Here is a 25,084-nt window from a genome sequence, read left to right on the forward strand (position 1 = left end):
TTTATATTTTAATTGGTATATATTTATAAAAAATAAAAAAATAAAAATATTTAATGTATTGCTTTTTTTTTTAAAAAGGTTAAAATGATTAAATATGCTTAATTATCTTAATTTAGTGTATAATGATTATAGGGCTATTTTAAAGTAAATAGGATTATTAAGATAAGGAGTGATTGATTGAACAATCAAACAGATCAAAACAGACTAGGAACTGAGCCAATCTTACCTCTTCTTATAAAATTGTCTATTCCATCCATTTTTTCGATGACTATACAAGCTCTGTATAACGTAGTAGATAGTATTTATGTAGGAAATTATAGTGTAAGTGGACTCTCAGCCCTGTCTCTCGCCTTCCCTTTACAGATGTTTTTAATAGCTATATCTGTAGGTACAGGGGTAGGAGCAAGTTCTCTTATATCAAGACTACTTGGTAAAAGAGAAAAGGAAAGAGCATCAAGAGTAGCAGAGCACGTACTCTTATTATCAGTATTTTACGGGATTATAATCGCACTAATAGGTGCATTTTTCTCAAGAGGAATTATAAGTATATTTACAGACGATATAGCGCTATTAGAAATGGCTTCAGAATATATAAGTATTATATTTATAGGTTCCACATTTTTATTTGTTCCTATACTTTCTAGTGACATACTAAGAGGTGAAGGAAATACATTTGTACCAATGGTAGCTATGCTTATAGGCGCTGTTATCAACATAGTTTTAGATCCATTTTTAATATTTGGAATTGGACCTTTCCCAGAACTCGGAGCCGCCGGAGCAGCTTATGCTACAGTTTTTAGTAGGCTTATAAGTGGTATTTACATTATCTATATGGTATTTAATAACGACAGAGATATTATAATAGATAAGAGTAAATTTAAATTTGAATTTAAGATAATAAAAGATATCTATGAAGTTGGACTACCTGCAATGGTAATGCAATTTTTAGGTTCTTTTATGACAGCTGGATTAAACCTTATAGTTGGTTCATACAATACAGATGCAATAGCAGTTGTAGGTATTTACTTTAAATTACAAAGTTTCGTATTTATGCCTGTTTTTGGACTTAATCAAGGTTATATGCCTATTATAGGTTATAATTATGGATTTAATAAACCAGACAGGATGAAAAAAACTATAAAATATGGATTATTGGTAGGAGGGTCAATAACAACCCTTGGATTTATAGCATTTCAGCTTATTCCAGAGCAACTGGTCAGGTTATTTAATGATGATCCCGAGCTTGTCTCTATGGGAGTTACAGCTTTAAAAACTATAAGTTTAGCTTTCCCAATTATAGGACTTGCAATAGTTGCATCTACTACATTCCAAGCAGTAGGTAGGGGAGTTATAAGTCTTATAGCATCTTTTTTAAGACAGATAATTGTGCTTCTCCCAGCAGCTTATATACTGGGTAAAATAGGAGGAGTAAGCCTCATTTGGTATTCCTTCCCACTTTCAGAATTTATATCAGGAGTAGTCTTGGTAATATTATTTGTAAAAGTATTTTCTACTGTATTTAAAAATATGGACGCCGGTATTATAGATGCTGATATAGATAAAAGATAGGACCTAGGTCCTATCTTTTATTATTCCCTTTCTATTTCATCTGTAAGCTTTATTATCTCATCTATTATATTTCCAATATGTTCTATAGTATCTAATAAAGCTTTATCCGTTCCTATATCAACACCTGCCATTTGTGCAAGTTCAAGAGGAGTTTTACTTCCTCCAGTTTTTAAAACATCTTTCCAATCTTCTAAAGCCTCTTTATCTCCCCCTATAACCCTTTTACTTACTTCAGTTGCTATAGTAAGTCCAGCACTATAAGTGTAAGAGTATAGTCCCATATAATAATGCGGCTGTCTCATCCAAGTAAGTTCAGCTCCTTCATTTAAATCTACTGTGTCTCCCCAAAACTTTTCTAATGTTTTTCTTTTTAAATTATTTAATTTATCTGAATGTAGCCCCTCTCCCTTATCAACAAGCCTGTAGACTTCTCTTTGAAAGTGTGCTTCCAATAGATGTGTTACAAAATTGTGATAGTAAGTTCTAGAAATCATAGAAGAAAGTACCCATCTTCTCATTCTCTTATCATCTGTGTTTTTTAAAAGATAGTTTGCCATAAGCATTTCATTCATAGTTGAAGGTGCTTCTACAAAATACATGGAAGGATCTGTATCAAATATGTTTTGTTCCTTTTGCGCTAAATAAAAATGTCCTGCATGACCTAATTCATGAGCAAGTACAAAAACTTCTCTCATCTTTTGAGTCCAAGATATAAGTATAAATGGATGCGATCCATATGGACTTGAACAAAATGCACCTGTTGACTTCCCTTTATTTTGAACAAAATCTATCCATCTTTCATCATAGGCTCTATTTAATACTTCCATATATTCATCACCAAAAACGCCTAATGCACCTTTTATATATTCCTTAGAATCCTCCACACTTATATCTGGTTCAAAGTCTGGGTCAACATCTATTTTAAGGTCTGCAAATGTCATCTTATCTAATCCATGAATTCTTTGAAGAAGCTTAGCATATTTTCTCATATGAGGAGCTAGGTGTTCCATTATAAGATCAATTTGTCTATTATAAAGCTCTCTATCTACCTCCTGTGGAAATAAAAGGCTATCTATAACACTATTAAATCCTCTTAAATCTGAAATAGTTTTTTCCTTTTGTACTTGAGCATTGTAGGCAGTAGCTATGGTGTGCTTATATTCTTTTAACTTTTTAGAAAAAACACGAAAAGCTTCACGTCTTATATCTGTATTATCACTATATTCCCACTCACCCTCAAAATTTATAAAACTAAGTGGATATTTTTTACTATTTATCTCAAAAAAATGAAAATCCATATCTGCTAGTTTTGTATTATTATATATTTCATATGGAGTATCTAGTATATTTGATAAACTAGAAAGAGTTTCTTCTACATCAGCTGAAAGTGCATATTCCTTTTTTCTTAGTATTTCTTCTAGGTGCCCTTTGTTTTCACTTGATGTATCTATAGCATCTTTTATAACGTCTTCACTAGATTTAATTATTTCAGACTCTATAAAGCTAAGTCTACTTAAAATATTTGAATATTTACTCATAAACTTCATTTGTCTTTCTTGATTTTTTGTGTCTGTTTGGTCTACAGATACATTTAATGAAACAAATGTATATACTAAAACAGCTATTTCTTCTAGATCCCTTAATTTATCTAAACAATTGTTTATATCAGCTGCATCCTTTAACTTTCCCTTAAATTCTTCCTTTATTTCTTTAGATGAATTTATCATCTTATCTAAAGATTCTTCATACTCTTTTTCAGTCTTAAATATGGCAGATAAATCCCAGGTGAGACTCTTATCTACATCTTTTCTATCTACAATCATTCTTAAATCCTCCTTAAAGTTTCTATAGTTATATATTATACCCAATATGTAAAATTTTCTTCCTGTTAGAAACTTATTTTAAGGGTATATATGTATTAAACAACTTTTGAAAGGAGATTGTTATGCAAAATATTAAAACTTTTATGGATTTCACTTGTCCTTTTTGTTATATAGGATTTTCTATATTAAATAGACTTAAAAATGAAGAGCCAAACTTAGAATATATTTGGTACCCTTATGAGCTGAGTAAAGATATACCTCTAGAGGGTAAGGATATATCAGATAAGTTCCCCCAAGGGCAATTGGAAAAGAATTTTCAAAGAATAGTAGACCTAGGTAAAGAATACAATTTAACTTATAATAATAAAAATATGTCTTATAATACTGGAAGGGTTCACAAGGCAGCTCTATTTGCTAGGGACTCAGGTAAGTTTTATGAATTTGCCAAAGAAGCTTTTGACACTGTATTTGAAAAGGGTGAAAATATAGCAGATAAAGAAGTTATAAACAATATAGGACTTAAGGTCGGTATAAATATAGCTGAAATGAATTCTTGTATAGATGATGGTGGATATGACGAAGAAATGTTAGAAGCTGAAAGGCTTTCAAAGGTTTATGAAGTAGAAAGTGTTCCTACTTTTATAGTAGACGATAAAAGAAATGTAACAGAATTAAAAGAATATAGGGAATTTAAAAAAGATTTAGAAGGATAATATCTTAAAATTGCCCTACCATAAAACTCCTGTCTATGATATAATATTTTGATTATATAATATAGATAGGAGTTTTTAGATTTGATTAATGTAAACAATTTGAGTTTAAGTTTTGGCGGACAAAAACTTTTTGAAGATGTGAATTTAATGTTTACTCCAGGTAACTGTTATGGAGTAATAGGAGCAAACGGTGCTGGGAAAAGTACTTTCTTAAGAATTCTTTCTGGAGAAATTGAGCCAAATACAGGGGATATTTCAATAGATAAAGAATCACGTATGAGTGTACTTAAACAGGATCATTTTAAATTTGATGAAGAAAAAGTTTTAGATACAGTTATAATGGGAAACAAAAGACTTTTTGAAATAATGGTTGAAAAAGATGCAATATATAGTAAGGAAGACTTTTCAGATGAAGATGGAATAAAAGCATCTGAACTTGAAGGTGAATTTGCTGAAATGGATGGTTGGAGTGCAGAGTCTGAAGCTTCTTCTCTTCTTCAAGGCCTTGGTATACCAGTAAGTTTACACGGTAAGTATATGAAGGAACTTAAGGGTAATGAAAAGATTAAAGTCCTTCTAGCACAGGCAATATTTGGAAAACCAGGAATACTTATCCTTGATGAGCCTACTAACCATTTAGATGTAAAAAGTATAAGATGGTTACAAAACTTTTTAGCTGATTTTGATGGTACTGTAATTGTAGTTTCTCACGATAGATATTTTTTAAATGAAGTATGTACACACATGGTAGATATTGACTTTAGAAAAATCAAAATGTTTTCAGGAAACTATGACTTTTGGTACGAATCTAGTCAACTAGCCCAACAAATGGCTAAGGATCAAAATAAGAAAAAAGAAGAAAAGGTAAAAGATTTGCAGGCCTTTATAGCACGCTTTTCTGCTAACGCTTCTAAGTCCAAGCAAGCAACTAGTAGAAAAAAACTGCTTGAAAAAATAACCCTTGATGATATAGAACCTTCTTCTAGAAGATATCCTTTTGTAGGATTTAATATGGAAAGAGAAGTTGGAAATGAAATATTAAATGTTGAAGGTCTTTCAAAAGAAGTTGATGGAGTAAAAGTATTAGACGATATAAGCTTTAGGGTAAATAAAGGTGATAAAATAGCTTTTATAGGCGATGAGATAGCTATAAGTGCTTTATTTGATATTCTCTATGGTGAAGACACTCAAGACAGTGGAGAGTTTAAATGGGGTCAAACTATTACAACTTCTTACTTCCCAAAAGATAATTCCCAGTATTTTAATGATGTAGATTTAAATCTTATAGAATGGTTAAGACAGTTTTCAGCAGAACCATCAGAAATATACTTAAGAGGATTCTTAGGTAGGATGTTGTTTTCTGGAGAAGAAACACTTAAAAAGGTTAATGTTTTATCAGGTGGCGAAAAGGTAAGATGTATGCTCTCTCGTATGATGCTTAAAGATGCAAACACACTTATACTAGATCAACCTACTAACCACTTAGACCTTGAAAGTATAACAGCTGTAAATAATGGTCTTAAAGATTATAAGAGCAATATTCTATTTACATCCCATGACCACGAGTTTATAGATACTATAGCAAATAGAATCATAGAAATAAATGGAGATAAGTTCAGAGATCTTTCTGCTACTTATGAAGAATATATAGAGAAATACTATAGTTAAAAATAAGAATTTCAAAACAAAACAACCTTCTAGCTTACAAGAGTTATTAGGTTGTTTTATTATTATAATTAGTTTTATCAATTCCTTATTTAAGCTTGCTATATTATCAGATTTTGTTAAAGTTAAATATAATAATAATTTAAGACATTATAAATATAAAGGACAAGGAAATGATGATTATGAAAATAGGAATAGTAGGTCCATTAGATTCAAGTAAGAAAATAGCTGGAATTATGGAGCAATACTTCCCCCAGATAGTAGCTATAATATATGAAGTTAGTAAAACTGAAGAAGCATATCTTAAAATTGACGAATCTGAAAAAGAATGTGATGGTTTGATTTTTACAGGTATGGGTGTATATTATAAAACCATTGAAAAAAAGGATATCTCCCTACCTCATGTCTACCTTCCATTCTCATCATCAAGTATTATGAAAGCACTTTGGGAATTAAAAGAAAGATTTCCAGATTGTAAGAACATTTCAATAGATACTGTTAATAGAAATGAAGTTGAGGATACATTAGAAGAGTTAAATATAAATGATATTAATATAGAATTTATGGAATACAACCATCTATATGAGGAAAAAAGGTATATCGACTTTCATATCAAAGCACAGGAAAATAAAGATACTTGTATATCCATAATAGGCTTAGGATGGGTTTATGACCAGGTTAAATCTCAAGGATACCCCACTATAAGATTGTATTCAACCAAATCTATAATTAAGAGTACTATTGGTAAACTCCTTTATAAGATTAATGAGGTTATAGTCAAACATTCAAATTTAGCTGTACAAGTTATATATACAAAAGATCAAGAAAATATATCACAATATAAGAAGCTGGAAATAAGCTCTTTAATAGAGAGTAATTTAATTGGATACTTAAAAGAGATTCAAGGTAGTATTTTTAGTTCTAAATGGAATAGATTCCTAATATTTTCTACCAGAGGAGCTGTAGAAAACACTCAAAATCTTATTAGCTTGAAAAATACACTAAGCTTTCTAAAAACAAAAGATATAGAAATCTTTGTAGGTACAGGTTTGGGAATGACTGCTTATGAAAGTGAAGTCAGTGCAAATAAAGCTTTAAATGCTGCCATAAATTATGCTAGTGCCTCTATCTTTAAAGTGGAAAATGATAAAATAGAAGGCCCTTTATTAGATAAGGGAGAACTTAGTTATAATTTTATAATGGATAAGGACGAAATTGATGAGATGGCTAAAATGATTGATTTAAATCCTTTATATATCCAAAAAATAAACTCTATAAAGGAAAAATATAATAAGGATACATTTACCAGTGATGAACTTGCAAACTATTTAAATGTTAGTACTAGGACTGCTAATAGAATTATAAACAAGATATTAGACCATAACTGTGGTGAAATGATTGGGTTAGAAACAAGTAAGTCTGTAGGAAGGCCTAAAAAGATCATTAAAATAAAATTTAATATTAACTAACTTTTATAAACCCTTTAATTAAAGGGTTTATTTTTTTTGGTCAACCAATTAATGTAATATTTGCTTTTCCTATTGACATCTTGATATCGTTTACATATAATAATATCAAAGCTATTAAAGACAACCTAGAGACACGTCATTAATTCGGCTAGAGTTTTCGCAAGAGAGGAGAGAATATAAATATATTTAAAGCATTTTTATTAATCTAATAAATATTGTTATATATTTTTTTATTTATCTGAAGGATAAAATTTACTTAGGAGGAAAATGACTTGAAGAAAGAATTAAGTGTTTTAAAGGATTATAAACTACATCTGATTGCTTTATTTGCAACTATAATGGCTGAATTGCTAGGTCCAAAAAGTATTGCCATAGGGGGCATAAATATAACTTTCTCACCATTAATTTGGTCTATGCTTATTGTTTTTACTATTTATATGATAAAGCCTCTAAAACTGGTTACAGAAAAAAATGCTTCAAATGCTAACTATATGATGGGAATAGGACTAGCATTATTAATGGCAAAATTAGGGGTAACAAGTGGTGCAGCAATGGAACAAATCAAAGATGCTGGCTTAGCTCTAATATTACAAAACTTTGGTAACTTAGGTACCATAATATTAGCATTACCCTTAGCTTTAATGTTAGGAATGAAACGTGAAGCAGTTGGTATGACTCATAGCCTTAGTAGAGAGGCAAATGTAGGATTAATACAGGATGTCTATGGTGGTGAATCACCTGAATTTAGAGGAGTTATGGCTGTTTATATAGTTGGTACACTATTTGGTCCAATCGTAATGAGTGTTTTAACACCAATAACCATTTCTTTAGGAATAGTCAGTCCATTAGGTGCATCTATGGGTGTAGGAGCTGGAAGTGCTTCAATGATGACAGCGGGATTAGCTGGACTTATAGAAATGTACCCAGAATTAGAAGTACAGATGACTGCATTTGCTGGACTAAGTAACTTAATTTCAAGTGTAATTGCAATTCCTTTAGGTATGTTCTTAGGATTGCCTTTAACTGAATTCTTATATAGTAAACTAACAAGAAAGAGGAGTGAATAAAATGATAAAACTTAAAGAAAATCTTGGTAATATATTAGGTGCATTGATATTTAGTATGCTCCTTTCTGTAATATCCAATATTGTAGGATATGATATAGGGATTGTTGAATCATTACAAGGCTTATCAATTTTGGCAGCTATTTCATTAGCTGGTTATATATTATCATATATAGTTCCTACAAAAAAGATCACATCTGTATTGTGGATTTCATTCATTGCAATATTTATTGCATCACCTCTTTCACCTATTGCTGGCCCAGTTATATTCCATGTAGGAAATGTATCTTTAATGTCAGTTGTTACACCAATATTAGCTTACGCAGGTGTTTTAATAGGTAAAGACTGGGGAGTGTTTAGAGAACTTGGATTGAAAGCAGTTATTATATCTGTAGTAGTAATGACTGGTACTTTCTTAGTATCAAGTCTCTTAGGAGATTTCTTTATGATGCTCTTTAGCTAAATAATGATTAATTGTATGACTACTAATAATAGGAGGGTTAATTATGAATATAAATGATTTAAAAGAAAAGGTCATTAAAGCAATAGATGATAATAAGGAACGTATAATCAAAGCAAGCAAGGATATCTATGCAACACCTGAATACGGATATAAAGAATTTGAATCTACTAAAACTGCTATCAATTTTCTTAAAGAACTAGGATTAGAAGTAGAGGAAAACATAGCTGTTACAGGTTGCAAGGCAGTTATTGAAGGTGGAAAACCAGGTCCAAATGTAGCCATATTAGGAGAGTTGGATGCAATCTCATGTGCTACACATAAGGATGCAGTTGAGACTGGAGCAGTTCATGCATGTGGACATAGTAACCAGATGGGTGGAATGCTAGGAGCAGCTTTGGGACTAGTAAAAAGTGGTGTCTTAAAAGAACTATCTGGTGATGTTTCTATAATAGCAACACCAGCAGAAGAGTTTATAGAGTTAGACTATAGAGCACAGTTAAGAGATCAAGGCAAGCTGACTTATTTTGGTGGTAAGCAAGAACTTATTAAAAAGGGTCACTTTGATTCTGTAGATATGACAATGATGTTTCATTCATTAGATATGGATGGAAAAGATGCTCTAATAGGCCCAGTAAGTAATGGCTTTGTAGGTAAGAAAATTAAATTCATGGGTAAGGAATCTCATGCAGGTTCAGCACCAGAAGATGGAATTAATGCCTTAAATGCTGCAATGTTAGCTATGAATAATATTCATGCTCAAAGAGAAACCTTTAAGGATACTGATAAAGTTAGGGTTCATCCAATAATAACCAAGGGTGGAGATATTGTTAACTCTGTTCCTGACGATGTTCAAATGGAATCATATGTTAGAGCTAGAACAATAGAAGGAATGATTGATTCAAATAAGAAGGTAGATAGAGCTATAAAAGCTGGTGCCATGGCAGTTGGGGCTGATGTTGAGATTACAAACATACCTGGATATCTTCCTATTTTAAAACATTCTTCACTAGATACATTGTTCAAAAACAATTTATTATTCTTAGGTATTCCTGAGGATAAAATAATAGAAGGTGGAGATTTCACAGGATCCTTTGACTTAGGAGACGTATCTCATATAATGCCTACTCTTCATCCAATGATTGGAGGAGTAGTTGGTAGTCTTCATACTCGTCAATTTGAAGTGGTAGATGAATATAAAGCTTATATAATGCCTGCTAAAACAATGGCATTGACTGTTATTGATTTATTATTTAACGATGCAGAAGTAGCACGAGATATATTAGATAACTTTACTCCAGAAATGACTAAAGAAGAATATTTAGAATTCCTGGAAAGTGTAGATAATGTAGATGTGTTTGAATATTAATACCCCTTTTACAATATAAAATAAAATGGCTTATACGATCAATCGTATAAGCCATTTTATTTATCTCATTTTATTTATTACATATGAATTGGTTTATCTATTGCACCAAAAGCTGCTTCTAAGAATATCTCGGAAGTTGTAGGGTGTGGAAGTATAGTTTTTGCCATATCATAAATTGTTCCTTCTAGTTGCATTATAGATGCTGCGTTTGAAATCATATTGCCCGCATCATTTGCAACGATATGTGTACCTACTATTTCACCATATTTGTTGTCTGAGATAATCTTTATAAAACCTACACTATCTCCTTCACTCATAGCTTTACCATTTGCAGCAAGTAAGAATTTACTAGATGTAACATCCATCCCTTTGTCCTTTGCTTGTGATTCTGTTAAGCCTATACTTGCAAGTTCTGGTTGAGTATAGATTAAAAGTGGAACTAAATTATAATCCATGGTGCTATCTTTTCCAGATAGTCTTTCAGCTACCACAATACCTTCAGCTGATGCAACATGGGCTAGGGAATATTTACCATTTACATCTCCTATTGCATATACATTATCTATATTTGTTTTCATAGTTTCGTCTGTCTCTATAAAACCTCTGTCATCTTTTTTAAGGTCCAAAGCCTCTAAACCTTTTATATTTGGCTCTGGAAGCCAAGATATAAGGTATTTGTCACCTTTAAACACTTTTTCCTTGCCTTTTACTTCTACAACAAGTCCATCTTCACTTATGTTTTTAAATTCTGATTTTGTTACAAACTTTACCCCATCTTTTTTTAGTTTTCTTTCTAAGGTTTTAGCTGCTTCTTTTTCTACAAAAGGAAGTACCTTGTCATATTTTTGAACTATAGTAACTCTTGAACCCAATAGGTTAAAGAGATTTGCAAACTCTATACTGTATTGACTTCCACCTATTATAACTAGATCTTTTGGTACTTCTTCTAGGTCAAAAGCAGTTTTACTATATATTATATTGCCTTTTTCATGCATTTCTTTTAAGCCATCTATCTCTGGATAGCCTTCCTTTGCACCTGTAGCTATAACAATATTTTTAGTTTTTAATGTTTTACCATCAACTTCTATAGTAGTTTTATCTTTAACTTTTGCAAAACCTTCTATAAGATCTACTTTATTTTTCTTAAAAAGCATTCTTATTCCATTTACAAGTTTTCCTACAACATCATCTTTTCTTTCTAAAAGAGCTTTCCAGTCTACATGAACCTTATCTTCATCTATTCCTTCTATTGCAAACTCTTTAGCATTTCTAATCTGATCAAGTTTTTTTCCTGTTGTAAGCATTGTTTTAGTTGGTATACAACCCCAGTTTAAACAAACTCCACCAAGATTTCCATCTTCTACTACTGCAACCTTTAAACCAAGCTGCGCAGACTTGATACCAGAGACGTACCCTCCCGGGCCGCCTCCTATTATTATTACATCATATTTTTCCATATTTTAAAAGCTCCTTTTATGATTTTAAAAATAACATTTCAGGATCCATTAATAGTTCTTTTAGTATAACTATAAATCTAGAACCACTAGCTCCATCTATAATTCTATGATCATAAGATAGAGATACTGGAAGAACCTTTCCTACAACTATTTCGTCATTTTCAACTATAGGCTTTTTAACTATTCTACCTAAGCCTAGTATTGCAGACTCTGGATGGTTTATTATAGGAATACCAAAATGTCCTCCTATTGAACCATAATTAGTAACTGTAAATGTTCCACCCTTAAGTTCATCTAAACCTAGTTTGTTTTCTTTTGCTCTTTCACTTAAATCAGCAATTTCTCTTGCTATTTCAACTATACTCTTCTTATCTGCATCTCTTATAACTGGAACCATAAGCCCTCTTTCAGTATCTGTTGCTATTCCAATGTTATAGAAGTTTTTATAAACCATTTCCTGGTTTACTTCATCTAGTGATGCATTAAACTCTCTAAGTTCTTTTATAGCTCTAATACTTGCCTTTATTATAAATGGAAGATAGGTAAGGTTTACGCCCTCTTCTCTTAAAGTATCTTTATATTTTTTTCTAAACTTATCAAGCTCTGTAACATTTATTTCATCCATAACTGTTGTATGAGGTATTGTAAATCTAGCTTCACTCATTTTTTCAGATATAGTCTGTCTTATTCTGCTTAAAGGCACTCTTTCATAGCGTCCATCTTCTTCTCTTTCATCATCAAGTTGTAAAGCTTTTGGATCTTTTCTAGCTGCCTTACTTTCTTGTGATTTTTTAGGAGTTTCTTCTACTTTACTCGTTTCAGAATCTTTAGCCTTTTGAATATCTGCCTTCATTACCCTACCAGCTGGTCCAGTTCCTTCTACAGTATTTATATCTACTCCTAAATCTTTTGCCATAGCCCTAGCTACTGGTGTTGCAAGAGCTTTTTTACCAGTCTTTTTCTTTGTCTCTTTAGAACTAGAGCCTTCATCACTTGGAGGTATTTCGTCAGAAGAAACCTCTACTTCACCTACAACTCCAGCTGTTTCCTCTTCTACTTCTTCTTCCTTTTCATCTAAATCTTGTTCCTTGTCAGCTGGATCTGCTGCGTCAGCTGCTTCTGCCGTTTCTTCACTTCCGTCACCTTCTATATCTAAAACTACAAATGGATTTCCAACATGAAGTATATCTCCTTCTTCACCTAAAAGTTCTAATACTTTTCCCTCTTTAGGTGATGGAATATCTGTAGTTACCTTATCTGTTTCAACTTCTACAATCGAATCGCCTTCACTAATTTCTTGTCCTTTTTCTACTAACCATTTTACTATAGTTCCCTCGTGGATACCCTCTCCGACGTCGGGAAATTTAAAATCAAATCTCATCTTTTATCCTCCTTATATTAAAAAACTAATAATTTACTACTTCTTCTATAGTTTTTGCTATTCTCTCCGGGCTTGGTATATAGTGTTTTTCTCCTTTTGCTAGAGGGAATATAGTGTCAAAACCTGTTACTCTTGTAGGAGGTGCTTCTAAATAAAGAAAGGCATTTTCATTTACAATAGAAGTAATCTCTGCACCTAATCCCAATGTTTTTGGTGCTTCATGAACTACTATAATTCTACCTGTCTTTTTAACTGATTCTATGATAGTTTCCCTATCTATTGGTGAAATAGTCCTTAAATCTATTAATTCAGGATTTATACCTTTTTCTTTTACCATTTTTATAGCTGCTTGTGTGTCTCTTACCATAGCACCCCAAGCTACTATAGTTACGTCTTCTCCTTCTTCTAAAACTCTAGCCTTACCTATAGGAAGTTCATAAGCTTCTTCCGGAACTTCCTGCCTAAAGGCTCTATAAATTCTTTTTGGTTCTAAAAATACTACAGGATCTGGATCTTTAATAGCTGCTATTAAAAGTCCTTTAGCATCATAAGGAGTAGAAGGTATAACTACCTTTAGCCCTGGTATTTGAGCATAAAGTGCTTCAGTACTTTCTGAATGGTGTTCAAGTGCTCTTATTCCTCCACCATAAGGCATCCTTATAACCATAGGCATAGTATATCTGCCACGTGATCTATTTCTCATACGTGATACATGTGATATTACTTGATTAAATCCTGGATATGAAAAGCCCATAAACTGCATTTCAACTACTGGTTTTAATCCTTTTATAGCCATACCTATAGCTGTTCCTATTATTCCAGATTCAGCTAAAGGCGCGTCAAATACTCTTTTTTCTCCAAATTTCTCTTGAAGTCCTACTGTCGCTCTAAATACTCCACCTTCAACACCAACGTCTTCACCGTAAACAACTACAGATTCATCTTCTTTTAATTCATTTTCTAATGCTTGTGTTACTGCTCCTATTAAATTTAATTTGTTAGCCATTATTTTTTACCCCCTTCTAAGAATTCTAGATAATCGTTCATTTGCTCTTCTAGCTGTGGAGGCATAGTTTCGTAGTGGTACTTAAATATATCTTCAACTTTATATTCTTGTTCCTTTTCCATTGTTTCAAATACCTTTGTTACATCATCTTCTAATTCTTTTCTAGTTTCTTCTAACCATTTATCATCAAGTAGTTTCTTTTCTTTTAAATACTTTTCAAATCTTATAAGTGGATCTTTTTTTAACCATGGTTCTACTTCTGAATCTTCCCTATATTTTGTAGGGTCATCTGATGTTGTATGAGCCCCTAATCTATAAGTGTAAGCCTCTATAAGAGTTGGTCCGCCACCATCTCTAGCTTTATCTATTGCTTTTTTAGTCGCATTATACATTGCAAATATATCATTTCCATCAACCTGAATTCCTTCTATTCCGTAAGCTATAGCCTTTTGAGCTAGAGTTTCACTTGCTGTTTGTTTCTTCCTTGGAATAGATATTGCGTATTGGTTGTTTTGGATAATAAATACAACAGGTGCATTAAAAGCTCCTGCAAAGTTTAAACCTTCATGAAAATCTCCGTGAGAAGTTCCACCGTCACCTACATAGGCTACAGCCACATCGTCTTCACCTTTTATTTGGCTTGCCATACCAATACCTGCAGCATGTGAATATTGTGACGCTATAGGAATTGAAATTGGAAGCATATTTATATCTTCTGGAAAGTGACTTCCCCACTCATTTCCATACCAATATAGATAGATACTCTTTAAAGGAACACCTTTTACTAGCCATGCACCAAGTTCTCTAAATGCCGGTACTAGAAAGTCCTTTTCTTCCATAGCATATGCACTAGCTACTTGTGTTGCTTCTTGCCCAGTATTTGGTGCATAGGTAAGCATTCTACCTTGTCTTTGATATGATACTGCCTTTTCATCTATAACTCTTGTATATAGCATTGTCTTGTATAGATAAATTAATTCATCATCTTTCAGATTTGGAAGATCTTTTTTGTTCTTAACCTTTCCAGATTCATCCATTACCTGATACATTTTTCCTTCTAATGGATTATAGTCTTTAAACTCCATTAAATTACCTCCTTATATTTCTTATATATATATTTTATATTAATCATTAATAATCATTCTCACCACACTATATATATATACATATTCTTACCCTTTTAAACATTTCATATAAATATTTGTTTTTTATTGTAAAATGAATCTTTTTTTCATTCTTGGGTAAACCAATTTTGAGGAGTGATATTATGGATAAGAACTATTCTAAACCTGATAAGGAGACTATAAGGAATAGATTAAATGATATAGAATATAAGGTTACTCAAGAGTCTGGAACAGAAAGACCTTTTACTCATGAATATAACGAAGTCTATGAAGATGGAATATATGTAGATATAGTGTCTGGCGAACCTCTTTTCTCTTCAAAAGACAAATACGATGCTGGATGTGGCTGGCCAAGCTTTACTAGGCCTATTGAAAAAAACATTGAAGAAAAAAAGGATAATTCCTTAGGAATGACAAGGACTGAAGTAAGAAGTAAGCATGGTGATTCCCATTTAGGTCATGTTTTCCCGGATGGTCCGAAAGAAGAAGGCGGAATGAGATATTGTATAAATGGAGCGGCTCTTCGATTTATTAAAAAAGAAGATTTAGAAAAAGAAGGATATGGAGAATATTTAAAATTATTCAAATAAAAAAAGTTTAAATAAGAGATATCTCTTATTTAAACTTTTTTCTTATTATATTACTAAGTAAATCTACTATTATTATAAGTATTGATGTACCAAGTAAAAGAATACCTACCTTTTCCCAGTTTCTCCATGCTACTTGGTGAAGTGTTATAAGCTGTAAAAAACTCTCCCCTATACCTTCAAATAACTCTTCATTTCTAGTAACTCCTAATATCACACAAGAATAACACATTTTAAACACATTGTTTTGACATTTCTTAGATATATTATATATAGAGAAGACTATAATTTATATATTTAAAATAGGGTAATAAATTAATATGAATATGTTTAAGGAGGAAAAGAATATGAACTATGATGATAATGATATGGAAAAAGATTTAAATAATGAAAATGAAGAAAGTCAAAATGATGGAAAAAAACAATCTTATGCTTCTATTCCAGAAGATATATATATTGAAAGAAAGGAAAAAAAGCCTCCTAAAAAGAAGAGTTTTAGAGGAAGTCTTTTCTCTTATATAGCTTTGGCATTAGTCGCATCTATGATAGGAGGTTTTTCCGCAAGCTATATAAGCCCTAGGCTAGTTGAAAATATAGGTAAAGAAACTGCAACTTATAGCGCAGATCCTATAACAATAAATACAAATGATTCTATCGATACAGTTACTGCTGTAGTAAAAAAGAGTATGAAATCTGTAGTTGGAATTACAACTCTTGAAACTGTAGACGATTTCTTTGGTGAACAGGATCGTGGGGGATTAGGCTCTGGAGTTATAGTAGATTCTGATGGCTATATACTTACAAACTCTCATGTGGTTGCCGATGGAAATGCTAAGGAAATAAAGGTTTTATTTGAAAATGGAGACCAAGTAAATGCTAAACTTTTATGGACCGATTCAACTCTTGATTTAGCTGTTGTAAAGGTAGATATAAAGGGTCTACCTGCTATGGAACTTGGGGACTCGGATGATCTTGAAGTAGGAGAACTTGCAATAGCTATAGGAAACCCTTTAGGTCTTGAATTTCAAAGAACTGTAACTTCTGGAATAATTTCTGGGCTTAATAGAACCATAGCAATAGATAGAAATACTGTAATGGATAACTTGATCCAAACAGACGCTTCAATAAATCCAGGAAACAGTGGTGGCCCACTTCTTAATTCACAAGGTCAAGTAGTAGGCATAAATACAGCTAAAATTAAATCTGGAGAAGGTCTAGGGTTTTCAATCCCTATTAATTCTACAAAGGGAATCATAGATGAAGTAATCCAAAAAGGTAGCTTTGAAACTGTTCAATTAGGTATAAAAGGTCTTGATATACAAGAGTATCAATCTAGACTTGGAGTAGATTTAGATTTAGAAAAAGGAGTTATCATTCTTGAGGTTATAGCTGGTAGCCCTGCTGATAAGGCTGGACTTATGAATGGCGATATTCTTTTAAAGATTGATAAAGCTGATATAGAATCTATGCAATCTCTTAAAAAACTATTATATGACTACACTAAAGATGATAAGGTCACACTTAAGACACTTAGAAATAATGAAGAAAAGAAGATAGATGTATCATTTTAAATAGATAAGGAAAAACTCTTAAAATTTTAAGAGTTTTTTTATACCTTTTGATATAATAGGTCATAGGGAGGAAATTTATGAAGACAATATACTTAGTTGAAGATGATAAAAATTTAAATTTGATACTTTCTTCTTATTTAGAAAGAGAATCTTTTTCTGTAAAATCATTTTTAAATGGTTTGGATGCTAAAAAAAACATAGCAAATTCACCTGATTTATGGATACTTGATATAATGCTTCCAGATATAGATGGCTACAAACTTATAAAGGAAATCAAGGCCACTACACCACATATACCTATTATATTTATATCTGCAAGGGATGCAGATATTGATAGGGTGATTGGTCTTGAACTTGGTTGTGACGATTATTTGCCAAAACCTTTTTTACCTCGTGAACTTGTTATTAGGGCAAAAAATGTATTGGCTAGATATAAAAAGGATGAAAAAACTGAATATAGGGTTGATCCATACACTATAAATACAAAAAGTAGGACAGTAAATGAAGGTAAAAAGGAAATAAAACTTACTTCCAAAGAATATAGCCTACTTATATATTTAGTTGAAAATCTAGGTCTTGCACTATCTCGTGAACAAATTTTAGAGGAAGTTTGGGAAGAAGATTATTTTGGTTCAGATAGGGTTGTAGATGATTTAGTTAGAAGACTTAGAAATAAGATGAAAGATTTAAATATTGAAACTCTTTATGCCTACGGTTATAGGATGGTTAGTGATGAAGAATAAATCTCTTTCTATGCAAATTTGGATTGTTTTTGCATCAATTACATTTTTTATAGCAATAGTTTTACTCTTTATAATACCAAGTAGTCTTAGAAGTTTTTTTACCGAAGAAACCTACTCTACTTTGAAGTCTGCACAAAATATAATCTTAAGTGGTTATTCTATAGAAGATTTTAGTAATACACAACTAGATACTTCTTCTTATGATGATATTAGAATGGTAAAACATATGATTATTTACGATAATAATAATATAGGACTCCAAAATCCAATACCTAGAGAATTTTTAGATAAGATAAAAGAAAATATTGATACTCAAAAAGGAAAGATACAAAAATATAAATTTTCTTTAGGTGATGAAACTATATTTTATATTATTAATCAGGGAGAGTCAGTAGATAACTATAATTATCTAATCTCTTATATAGGTGATTCATATAGGAACGACCTAGTCTATACACTCTTTAATAAACTTATCAGAATAATGATACCGATCCTCATACTAAGCTGGATACCTGCACTACTACTTGCAAAATATTTATCTAGGCCTATAGTAGAATTAGAGAAAAAGGTAGAAAAGCTCTCCAATAGAGATTGGAAGGAAGCTATGCAGTTAGATAGAAATGATGAAATAGGTAAACTTGGAAGTTCTCTTGAAAACCTTAGAACTCAGTTAATAAGACAAGACCAACTTGAAAGAGGTTTTTTACAAAATATATCACATGATTTAAAAACACCAGTTATGGTTATTAGGAGTTTCTTACAAGCTATAAAAGATGGAATCTTTCCAAAGGGTGATTTAGACTCTTCCTTAGACCTTATAGACGAAGAAGCCGAAAGATTAGAGAAGAAAATAAAAGATTTATTATACTTTTCTAAGTTAGAATATTTCCGATACGAAAAAAACAACTTCCAGAAACTTTCTTTAGACAAACTCCTAGAAGATACTGTCCATAAATTCAAGTTTAATAAGGATATAAACTTTAAATTAGACCTAGAAAAGATTAATATATTTGGTGATAGTGAAAAATGGAGCGTAGCTATTGAAAACATCTTGGATAACGCTTTAAGATATGCAGATAAAGAAATCTTTTTAGAATTGAAAAGAAAAGAAGATAAAATAATATTGAATATAGGTAATGATGGTCCAAAGATTGAAAAAGATGTTTTAAAAAATCTATTTAAAGAATATAACAAGGGACAAAAAGGTGAATTTGGACTAGGTCTGGCTATAGTCGAAAAGATTCTTAAGTTTCATGGTGCGAAAATATATGCTAAAAATAGTGACAAGTGGGTAATATTTACAATAGAAATAAATGATGAGGTGAGATAATGGAAAAGTTAGGAGTAAAAGTAGAATATATATTTCATAGTGGATTTACTGTGGAAACTAAAAATCACTTTTTAGTCTTTGACTATTATAAGGGTGATCTTAATATAAAGGATAAAAAAACATATATATTTTCAACCCATAGTCATGAAGACCATTTTAATCCTGCTATATTAGACTTAGATGGTGATATTAAATATATATTTAGTGATGATATAGAAATACAGTCTCAAAGAGATATTACCTTTATGAGAGCTTATAAGAGTATCTTTCTTGATGATTTACAAATAAAAACTTATAGCTCAACAGACCTTGGAGTATCTTTCTTTGTAAAGGTAGATGGTATAAATATATTCTTTGCTGGCGATTTAAACTGGTGGGCTTGGGATAATGATACTCCAAAGGAAAAGGAATCTATGGAATATCTATTTAAAAAGAAAATAGGAAGAATGGAAGAAGAAAAAGTTGATATAGCATTTTTCCCAGTTGATCCAAGACTTGAAGATAATTATTATATGGGTGGACAATATTTTATAGATAAATTAAAACCAAAATACTTCTTCCCAATGCACTTTGGGGATAACCATAGCAAGAACGAAAAGTTTATCCACAAAATGGAAGATAGTAACACACATATTGTGAATATTGAGCATAGAAACCAAGTTTTTGAATTATAAATATAAAATGATAAAGCTCCTACTCATATGAGTAGGAGCTTTATCATTTAATAATTGTTTTTATATTCCATTGACACATTTTCTTTATTATTATATAAAACAATCCCTATGGTAATAAGTATAAGTATTTCTGTTATAGGCACAGTAATCCATATTCCTATAGAACCTAAAACTATTGTAAATAACTTTAAACCAACTAAATTAAATATTACTCCTCTTAATATTGAAATAAAGGTTGCGTATCTTGAAATCTCTATAGATTGTAAATAACCATTTGCTACAATGTTTATACCAGCTAATGGAAATGATAAAAAATAAATTCTAATACCTAATTTAGTTATATCTACTATTTTACCTTTCTCATTAGTGAACAGGCTTATTAAAAACTCTGGAAACAATTCTCCTATTAATAAAGATATAATCCCTAAAATAAAAGCTATTTTTATAGATTTATTTCGAATTTTTGCAACTTCTTCTATATCACCTAATCCATAATTAAGACTTAAGAGAGGTTGCGCCCCTTGAGATATTCCATTAAATATTGCAACAATCATAAGAGAAATATTTGCAATTATCGTATAAGAAGAAACACCGATATATCCTAAAGTCTGAATTAATTCTTTATTAAATATGTAAATTAAAATTCCAGAAGATAGTTCAACTATAAAACTTGGAAATCCTATCTTTAAGATTCTTATAGTGGAGTTTTTATTTATTTTTATAGAATTTAACCTATAAGTACAATTCTTCCCAAAAATATGTTTTAATAAAATTGATAAGGATACCAATGAAGATATTACTGTGGCAATTGCTGCCCCTCTCATCCCCATTTTAAATGGAAATATAAGTATATAATCTAAAATAATATTTAAAAATCCCCCTAATGTCATTGCAATCATTGATAATCTAGGATTATTATCATTTCTTACTACTACCGATAAATTGTATACCATAATAAATGACCATGAAAATGGAATTACTATCCTTAAATATTCTTCTGCTAAGAGTTTGTTTTCACCACCTGCTCCTAAAAACAAAATAATATTATCAGAAAATATATATCCAAATATAGATATTAATAGGCCAATTGTAATCCCTAAAACTATAGAATGATTAAAAGCTATGCAAGCTAATTTATTATTATCTTTTCCAACATTTATAGAAATTAATATTGAACTACCTACACCAATCAAAAGCCCTATTCCAAAAAGAAGATTATAGATAGGAATACTTACATTTAAAGCAGCTAAACCTACCTTCCCTAATGCTTGACCTACAAAGATAGTGTCAAATAATACATATATAGAAAACATTAGCATTCCTAGTATACTTGTAATTATATATTTATAAAAAACTTTATTGAAGGTTTTCTTATTTTTTATATTCATTTTCATTCCTTTTAACAAAATTATTCTTAAGCAATTTTAAATTATTTATAATCTTTTAAATACCACTCTAGTGACCAGTCAAGATGATCCCTTAAAGCTATACTTAATTCATCTACATTTCCTTCTTTAATTAAATTTAATATATTAATGTGTTGTGCAATGCTTTCCTTACTAGATTCCATGTTAAAATACAATACAAATTGGTATAATTTCACCATCAAATTGATACTTTCAAACAAGGTTTTAACATATTCATTTTTGCATCTACCAATTATTAGATTATGAACTTTCATATCAATCTCTGCAAATTCCTTTTCTACTACTATCCCTTTTTTAAACCTTTCTTTTATATCTAAATATTCATCTAATAATTCCTCTACTTCCAATTTGCTTATATTAAGTATTGAAGTTTTTATAGCTATAGTTTCCAAACACTTTCTTACTTCAAATATATCTTTCATCTCTCTAAATGATATAATCTTTACAATTGTTCCAATACCATTTTTAGTTTCTACTATACCTTCACTCTCTAACATTCTAATTGATTCTCTAACAGGTGTCCTACTCATACCTAACTCTTTTGCTATAGAAGTTTCATTGATAAGCTCCCCAGGTTTTATAATATTATTAAGTATCTTGTCACGAATTCTTTCATAAGATTTTTGGGTTAAATTTACCTTTGTATTTTTTATAATAATAATATCACCCTCTTTATTTAAATTTGAAAAAATCATTATATTTTATCCCTACTTATATTATAAACTTGATAATATTTAAGGGCTATACTCTAGGCTCTAGTATAGCCCCTTTGAAATATTATAGTAATTCCAATCTATTGTCTGTCTTAACATGATCAATTAAAGCATCCGAAACATAAATATATTCTAGTTCTAAAGTATTTTTTATTCTTACAATTTTTAAATTATCTTTATCTGCATCTCTTAAAACTTTTATAGCAACTATTAAAGCTTCTTTTTCGTCCTGAGCTATTAAAGGTATTTTACAATCATCTATGCATTTTGTTGCTATTCCATTTGCATATATGGATTCATAATCTAATTTTTGAAAAAGTTTGTTAGTAATAACATCAAAAATGCCTAATCCAATAGCATTCCCATGTGACTCTTCAGATACATCTAGTAATATCATTCTATTTATCTTAGGAACATCTAAAACAAAATCATTTAATATATAACTTTTTCCTAAAATATTAGGATCATATCCTGCACCAGAAATGTTTTTACCTACTTCCTCTACTATTAAAACATCGATTTCAGGAATCATAAGTAATGGCATATTTTCTTTGGATAGTTTTACTAATTCTATCTCTCTTGATATAAGTTCATTAGATGGTATGAGTTCAACTCTTTCAGTCTCATCATAAGCATTTTCTAAGATAGCTACCCCAAATCCTACATTAACCTTTTCCATTATAATGGTAGATGCCTCTTTTATAATCTTCCCAAATTTATCAAAATCTTCTTCATGCATTGAGGAACATCCAATGTGATTGCCAAGACCTATAACCAACATTTTACAAATTCCACTTTGTATATCTGCTACAAAGTCTGTATGAAGCTTTATTCTATTTATAGGCACTACTACATCTGCTTGCCAGGCAATTTTGTCAAAGTATATATCATTTCCATTCTTAGTTTTACCAATTTTAATTACATCTGTTTTAGTTATCACAGGAACTTCCATAGGAGTATAAGAGGCTATAAGAAAGGAAATTACACATAAAGGGGGAAAAGAAATGAAATTAACACAAATTCAAGAAGATATGTTAAATGGTAAATATGGAAAAGGAACAGCTTTAGCTATGAAAATTCAAGTAGCTATAGGAGAATCATTTGATGCACCTAGGATGGTACCAATAACAAGGGCCCATGTGGCACTTAGCAATCAAGAAGCAGATTTATGGTTTGCAGAGAGATTATTAAATGCAGGTGCAAAATGTAGGGTGGCACCTACTGTTAATCCAGGATTTTGCTTATCATTTTTTAAGGAAAAAGATATGGTAGCAAAAGAATATGCTGATTTAATGCAAAGAACACATAACGCATATAAAGCTTTAGGTGCAGTTTTAAGTTATAACTGTACTCCTTATATAGATACTAATGTACCAAACTTTGGTGAAGTGGTAGCATTTTCTGAATCTAGTGCTACTCCTTATGTAAATGCAGTTTGGGGCGCTAGAAGCAACAGAGAAGGTGCAAATAGTGCACTTTGTGCAGCAATTACAGGATTTGTACCAGAATATGGACTCCTTCTTGATGAAAATAGAAAGGCAGATATATTAGTAGAGGTAGAAGCAGATATAAATTCAGATTTTGATTATCATATTCTAGGTATGCTAGGAAAGAAAATCGGAAATGGAATCCCTGTATTTACAGGTCTACCAAAACATATTTCAAAAGAAGCTTTACGTAATTTATGCGCACAATTAAATACATCAGGTGCATATTCAATGTTTCATGTAGTAGGTTTTACCCCTGAGGCTCCAACACTTGAGGCTGCATTAGGTGGAAAGGAAGCAAAGAGAAAAGTTGTTATAACTAATGAAGATATGAAAAATATATTAAAGGAAATTTCATTAGAAGGAAATAGGCAAATAGATTTCGCTATGTTTGGATGCCCTCACTTTACATTAGAGGAAGCAAAATATATTGCGGATAAAATCGAAGGTAAAAAACTTAAAAAAGAAATGTGGATACTCATATCAAGCCATGTAAAGGAAATGGCTGAAAGAATGGGAATAGATGAAATAATTAGGAAGGCAGGAGGATTTATAGTTCCAGATACTTGTCCAGATCAACCATGTTGGAGACATTTAAAAGGGAAAATAGGTATAACTGAATCACCAAAATGTGCATATTATCCTCAAAGAAGAGGTATAAACTTTGTCATTAGAGACTTAGATACTTGTATAGATGCAGCATTAACAGGGGAGGTAAAATAAATGGATAGGAAAAAAAGATTTAAGTGTCATAAGATTTCAGAAGGGGTTGCAGAAGGTGAAGGAATAATATCTGAAGATGATATCATGTTTTATTTAATTGAACCTGAAACAGGTAAAGTTATAGAACCAGCTCACGACCTAGAAGGAAAAGAAATTGCTAATAAAGTTTTAATATTCCCAAGTGGAAAAGGTAGTTCAGTAGTTCAAGCAGATGGTCTATATCAATTAAATTCCAAAGGAAATGCTCCTAAGGCAATGATTATTCAACATCCTGAAACAGTTTTAGTTTCAAGTGCCATAATAATGGAAGTTCCTATGGTAGACAAAGTGGAAGAAGAGTTTTATAAAACAGTTAAAGATGGAGATAGGATTAAAGTAGATGCAGATAATGGTTATATTGAAATATTATAAGAAGAAATATAATATTTCTTGGGATATTAATACTATAAAATAAGGGGTGGTTTTGTGAAGTTAACTAGTCATGAACAAGATATGTTAGATGGTAAATATGGTAAAGGTGTTGCTATGGCAATGGAAATACAAGTAGCATTAGGTGAGACTTTTGATGCTGATGTAATGGTTCCTATAACTAGAGCACATGTAGCCTTAAGTGCGCAGGATGCAGATCTATGGTTTGCAGAAAAGATGCTTGAAGGAGACGCTTTTTGTAAAATATCGCCAACAGTAAATCCAAGTATTGATTTAGACTATTTAAATGTACATCTACAC

The 25,084-nt window shown here is 31.1% G+C and carries 24 protein-coding genes; 15 read left to right on the forward strand and 9 right to left on the reverse strand.

The window, feature by feature from the left end; genetic code table 11:
- Positions 1-177: 177 nt before the first annotated feature.
- On the forward strand, positions 178-1,569 hold the full coding sequence (locus ACTHW2_RS02080; protein WP_442262071.1) for an MATE family efflux transporter: 1,392 nt from the start codon (positions 178-180) through the stop codon (positions 1,567-1,569).
- Positions 1,570-1,589: 20 nt separating this feature from the next.
- Here the strand turns inward: ACTHW2_RS02080 and pepF are convergent, their stop codons facing one another.
- Entirely contained in the window at positions 1,590-3,392 is a 1,803-nt protein-coding gene (gene pepF, locus ACTHW2_RS02085) for an oligoendopeptidase F (RefSeq protein ID WP_442262072.1), read from the reverse strand.
- Between the two features lie 122 nt (positions 3,393-3,514).
- On the opposite strand from pepF, the gene ACTHW2_RS02090 reads away from it, so the two are divergent.
- The 6 genes from ACTHW2_RS02090 to ACTHW2_RS02115 all read left to right on the forward strand — a co-directional run bounded on the left by ACTHW2_RS02090 (position 3,515) and on the right by ACTHW2_RS02115 (position 10,132).
- Positions 3,515-4,105 carry a DsbA family oxidoreductase gene (locus ACTHW2_RS02090; protein WP_442262073.1) on the forward strand — a complete coding sequence of 197 codons (591 nt, stop codon included), beginning with the start codon at positions 3,515-3,517 and terminating at the stop codon, positions 4,103-4,105.
- Between the two features lie 81 nt (positions 4,106-4,186).
- Positions 4,187-5,773, forward strand: coding sequence for an ABC-F family ATP-binding cassette domain-containing protein (locus tag ACTHW2_RS02095; protein ID WP_442262074.1), 1,587 nt, complete (start codon positions 4,187-4,189; stop codon positions 5,771-5,773).
- Between the two features lie 179 nt (positions 5,774-5,952).
- The gene (locus ACTHW2_RS02100; protein WP_442262075.1) at positions 5,953-7,239 is read left to right on the forward strand and encodes a hypothetical protein; all 1,287 of its coding nucleotides are present in this window, start codon (positions 5,953-5,955) and stop codon (positions 7,237-7,239) included.
- 272 nt (positions 7,240-7,511) lie between these two features.
- A complete protein-coding gene (locus ACTHW2_RS02105) occupies positions 7,512-8,306 on the forward strand; it encodes a DUF3100 domain-containing protein (protein ID WP_442262076.1) in 795 nt (264 codons plus the stop codon).
- A 1-nt stretch (position 8,307) separates the two neighbouring features.
- Positions 8,308-8,766 (forward strand): hypothetical protein, encoded by a 459-nt coding sequence (locus tag ACTHW2_RS02110; protein ID WP_442262077.1) that lies wholly within the window; start codon positions 8,308-8,310, stop codon positions 8,764-8,766.
- 43 nt (positions 8,767-8,809) lie between these two features.
- Positions 8,810-10,132, forward strand: a complete 1,323-nt coding sequence (locus tag ACTHW2_RS02115) for an amidohydrolase (RefSeq protein WP_442262078.1) — start codon at positions 8,810-8,812, stop codon at positions 10,130-10,132.
- A 77-nt stretch (positions 10,133-10,209) separates the two neighbouring features.
- On the opposite strand, the gene lpdA is transcribed toward ACTHW2_RS02115, so the two are convergent.
- The 4 genes from lpdA to pdhA are packed head-to-tail and all read right to left on the reverse strand — an operon-like array spanning position 10,210 to position 15,061.
- Positions 10,210-11,589, reverse strand: coding sequence for a dihydrolipoyl dehydrogenase (gene lpdA, locus ACTHW2_RS02120; protein WP_442262079.1), 1,380 nt, complete (start codon positions 11,587-11,589; stop codon positions 10,210-10,212).
- A gap of 16 nt (positions 11,590-11,605) precedes the next feature.
- Entirely contained in the window at positions 11,606-12,970 is a 1,365-nt protein-coding gene (locus ACTHW2_RS02125; RefSeq protein WP_442262080.1) for a dihydrolipoamide acetyltransferase family protein, read from the reverse strand.
- Between the two features lie 25 nt (positions 12,971-12,995).
- Positions 12,996-13,976, reverse strand: coding sequence for an alpha-ketoacid dehydrogenase subunit beta (locus ACTHW2_RS02130; RefSeq protein WP_442262081.1), 981 nt, complete (start codon positions 13,974-13,976; stop codon positions 12,996-12,998).
- Positions 13,976-15,061: a pyruvate dehydrogenase (acetyl-transferring) E1 component subunit alpha gene (gene pdhA / locus ACTHW2_RS02135; RefSeq protein WP_442262082.1), complete on the reverse strand. Its 1,086-nt coding sequence runs from the start codon at positions 15,059-15,061 to the stop codon at positions 13,976-13,978. The genes ACTHW2_RS02130 and pdhA overlap by 1 nt, the downstream gene beginning before the upstream one ends.
- Before the next feature lie 182 nt (positions 15,062-15,243).
- Between pdhA and msrB the strand changes: the two genes are divergently transcribed.
- Positions 15,244-15,690 carry a peptide-methionine (R)-S-oxide reductase MsrB gene (msrB, locus tag ACTHW2_RS02140; RefSeq protein WP_442262083.1) on the forward strand — a complete coding sequence of 149 codons (447 nt, stop codon included), beginning with the start codon at positions 15,244-15,246 and terminating at the stop codon, positions 15,688-15,690.
- 25 nt (positions 15,691-15,715) lie between these two features.
- Here the strand turns inward: msrB and ACTHW2_RS02145 are convergent, their stop codons facing one another.
- Complete coding sequence (locus ACTHW2_RS02145) at positions 15,716-15,904, reverse strand: hypothetical protein (RefSeq protein ID WP_442262084.1); 189 nt, start codon at positions 15,902-15,904, stop codon at positions 15,716-15,718.
- A gap of 130 nt (positions 15,905-16,034) precedes the next feature.
- Here ACTHW2_RS02145 and htrA point away from each other — a divergent pair, with 130 nt between their 5' ends.
- The 4 genes from htrA (at position 16,035) to ACTHW2_RS02165 (ending at position 20,005) form a co-directional block, all read left to right on the forward strand.
- A complete protein-coding gene (htrA, locus tag ACTHW2_RS02150) occupies positions 16,035-17,258 on the forward strand; it encodes a serine protease HtrA (protein WP_442262085.1) in 1,224 nt (407 codons plus the stop codon).
- A 77-nt stretch (positions 17,259-17,335) separates the two neighbouring features.
- Positions 17,336-18,001 (forward strand): response regulator transcription factor, encoded by a 666-nt coding sequence (locus tag ACTHW2_RS02155; RefSeq protein WP_442262086.1) that lies wholly within the window; start codon positions 17,336-17,338, stop codon positions 17,999-18,001.
- Entirely contained in the window at positions 17,991-19,331 is a 1,341-nt protein-coding gene (locus tag ACTHW2_RS02160) for a sensor histidine kinase (RefSeq protein WP_442262087.1), read from the forward strand. The genes ACTHW2_RS02155 and ACTHW2_RS02160 overlap by 11 nt, the downstream gene beginning before the upstream one ends.
- Entirely contained in the window at positions 19,331-20,005 is a 675-nt protein-coding gene (locus ACTHW2_RS02165; protein WP_442262088.1) for an MBL fold metallo-hydrolase, read from the forward strand. Before ACTHW2_RS02160 ends, ACTHW2_RS02165 begins: the two co-directional genes overlap by 1 nt.
- A gap of 47 nt (positions 20,006-20,052) precedes the next feature.
- Here the strand turns inward: ACTHW2_RS02165 and ACTHW2_RS02170 are convergent, their stop codons facing one another.
- The 3 genes from ACTHW2_RS02170 to ACTHW2_RS02180 form a co-directional block, all read right to left on the reverse strand.
- The gene (locus ACTHW2_RS02170; RefSeq protein ID WP_442262089.1) at positions 20,053-21,393 is read right to left on the reverse strand and encodes an MATE family efflux transporter; all 1,341 of its coding nucleotides are present in this window, start codon (positions 21,391-21,393) and stop codon (positions 20,053-20,055) included.
- Positions 21,394-21,434: 41 nt separating this feature from the next.
- A complete protein-coding gene (locus tag ACTHW2_RS02175; RefSeq protein ID WP_442262090.1) occupies positions 21,435-22,127 on the reverse strand; it encodes a GntR family transcriptional regulator in 693 nt (230 codons plus the stop codon).
- Positions 22,128-22,209: 82 nt separating this feature from the next.
- Complete coding sequence (locus ACTHW2_RS02180; protein ID WP_442262091.1) at positions 22,210-23,085, reverse strand: hypothetical protein; 876 nt, start codon at positions 23,083-23,085, stop codon at positions 22,210-22,212.
- Between the two features lie 64 nt (positions 23,086-23,149).
- On the opposite strand from ACTHW2_RS02180, the gene ACTHW2_RS02185 reads away from it, so the two are divergent.
- From ACTHW2_RS02185 to ACTHW2_RS02195, 3 genes are all read left to right on the forward strand, one after another.
- On the forward strand, positions 23,150-24,355 hold the full coding sequence (locus tag ACTHW2_RS02185) for an aconitase X catalytic domain-containing protein (protein ID WP_442262092.1): 1,206 nt from the start codon (positions 23,150-23,152) through the stop codon (positions 24,353-24,355).
- Positions 24,356-24,766, forward strand: a complete 411-nt coding sequence (locus ACTHW2_RS02190) for an aconitase X swivel domain-containing protein (protein ID WP_442262093.1) — start codon at positions 24,356-24,358, stop codon at positions 24,764-24,766.
- A 54-nt stretch (positions 24,767-24,820) separates the two neighbouring features.
- Positions 24,821-25,084: aconitase X (locus tag ACTHW2_RS02195; protein WP_442262094.1), on the forward strand; the 264-nt coding region annotated here is incomplete at its 3' end.

Source organism: Tissierella sp., assembly GCF_052089545.1.
GTDB lineage: Bacteria > Bacillota > Clostridia > Tissierellales > Tissierellaceae > Tissierella_A.